The following is a 637-nucleotide window of genomic DNA, read 5'->3' as shown; positions in this document are numbered from 1 at the left end:
GGCCTGCGCAGCTGCGCCAACGAAGGTGCGGGAGCTAGCCTCGGCAACGGCGTTAAGACGGTCGATATTGGCCAGCGCTTTGATCTCGCTTGAGCTCAACAACTGAGATGGACCCGTTAGGGCTTGCGTCGTGTTTCGCGCAGCGCGTTCTCCGGCCGCGGCCGCCCGTGCATGGCGTGCATTACCGAACACTCTGTCCACGCCCGTTGAGATCCCAGCCTGGAGGCCCGCCATGGCGACCGCGTTCCAGGAAAATTTCTCCTGAATACCGGTTGCAACGCCAACGCCCTGGCTGATGATGGAACCCAGCGCACCCGCGGCGGCGGCACCGATAGCTGTCGCCACACCGACGCCTGTTACCGCTGCGGTTGTGGCCCCCCCTGCGAGAGCAGCCGCGACTCCGACCTTTGCTCCAGCAGCTGCGCCCACGCTCAAGGACGCTCCCAGTCCAGCCTGTGCACCGGCGAGGAACCCACCGCCATTCATGACCGAGGCGACACCGCCCGCCAGTGCGCCTCCAGTCGCCGCGACCACAACCGCGGCGATTGCGACCATGATTATGGTGCCGACCGCGCCGCAGCCGTTTTTCTGTGCCTTGGGCACAGGAGCGAGCGGGGAGGTGTCGCCGATCGTGGCG

1 pseudogene is annotated in these 637 nt (G+C 66.2%); it reads right to left on the bottom strand.

The annotated features are described in order from the left end of the window. A pseudogene (locus tag RMQ97_RS15535) lies at window positions 1-555 on the bottom strand (hypothetical protein); the annotation flags it as partial. Between the last annotated feature and the right edge of the window lie 82 nt (window positions 556-637).

The organism is Maricaulis sp. D1M11 (assembly GCF_047308265.1).
Classification (GTDB): domain Bacteria; phylum Pseudomonadota; class Alphaproteobacteria; order Caulobacterales; family Maricaulaceae; genus Maricaulis.
The sequence above is the reverse complement of the archived record's forward strand: the minus strand, read 5'-3'. Positions and strand labels throughout refer to the sequence as shown.